This is a genomic window from Vibrio sp. 2132-1, from assembly GCF_033344315.1.
In genome coordinates this window covers 1-644 of the sequence record NZ_JAWPON010000444.1, presented here as the reverse complement: position 1 = coordinate 644, position 644 = coordinate 1, and the positions used below count along the sequence as shown (strand labels likewise).

1 protein-coding gene and 2 pseudogenes are annotated in these 644 nt (G+C 44.1%); all 3 read left to right on the top strand.

Features of this window, described 5'->3' with window-relative positions; all coding sequences use genetic code 11:
* A pseudogene (locus tag R8N47_RS25940) lies at positions 1–92 on the top strand (tRNA (adenosine(37)-N6)-threonylcarbamoyltransferase complex dimerization subunit type 1 TsaB); the annotation flags it as partial.
* Positions 93–143: 51 nt separating this feature from the next.
* A complete protein-coding gene (locus R8N47_RS25935) occupies positions 144–449 on the top strand; it encodes a hypothetical protein (protein WP_005478797.1) in 306 nt (101 codons plus the stop codon).
* 39 nt (positions 450–488) lie between these two features.
* Positions 489–644: pseudogene (locus R8N47_RS25930) on the top strand (starvation-inducible protein); the annotation flags it as partial.

Genomic DNA, 644 nt, shown 5'->3' with positions numbered 1-644 from the left:
TAGAAAAAGGCAATACGGTTCCTGTTGAAGAATCTAGCCCGGTTTACCTGCGTGATAACGTGACTTGGAAGAAACTTCCAGGCCGCGAATAATTAGGAAAAAAATAAGGACGGGGCGGTAGCCCTGTCTTTTTATGGAGCGTTATGGCGTCGATTAATGGTTTACCTCCTTCACTGATACCCGGTACCAACCGTACCAATAAAGTGGGTAAAAAAGGGCAGGTAAAGAAAGCTCAAAATAAGCAGTCCGTTGGTCAACCTTCAAAGGTGGCAAACGCAGTCGCGCATTCCATAAAACAAGTTGATGAGTCCCAAATTCATCGTGCTCAAGTACAATATGATTTGCCGGAAGGTAATGCTCGCAAAGCCATGGAGCAGTACATGGATGTCATGAATCGAGCTAAAAAAGAGGAACTGGCTCAGCTACTGGGTGTCGATATCTATGTATGAATTTCCTCGAATTGGTATTAGTAGATTAAATGGTGGTTTATGAAGGTTTTTGGACGGTTGTTTTTGGTTTTGGTTGCCGCTTTTGGCTTGTCTGCATGCAGCTCTCTTCCTGAAGAATTAAACGCTAGTACAGAGCAAGTCGTTACCGACTATAAGGCCTTTGCTGAGTCTCAAGGAGAGGCCACGAATGATGTT